The 244-nt window shown below is 43.4% G+C and carries 1 protein-coding gene; it reads right to left on the minus strand.

What is annotated here, in order from left to right:
- A partial coding sequence (locus RMT89_RS44930; RefSeq protein WP_315889516.1) for a tape measure protein occupies nt 1-227 on the minus strand: 227 nt, incomplete at its 3' end.
- Nucleotides 228-244 lie beyond the last annotated feature (17 nt).

Below are 244 nucleotides of genomic sequence, written 5' to 3' on the forward strand. Positions count from 1 at the left end.
GTTTCCGCATCGACTTTCCCATTCGAAAAAGCTTGAGAAAGCTGAACCACAGCATTCTCTACTTGCTCGGTGCTACCACCAAAGCCGAGAATTCCATTGTTCAAAGCAGAGAAGACTTTTTGAGATTTGTCCAAATCACCAGTGGAAGAAGCAAGCAATTGAACAGACTTTACAGCTCCGTCTAGTGGAGTTGGCAAGCCTTGAATACTAGCTTTCAGGTTTTCCATGGTTTTCTTTGTGTCAT

Origin of the sequence: Streptomyces sp. P17 (assembly GCF_032436805.1) — a bacterium.
In the GTDB taxonomy this organism is placed as follows: Bacteria; Actinomycetota; Actinomycetes; order Streptomycetales; family Streptomycetaceae; genus Streptomyces.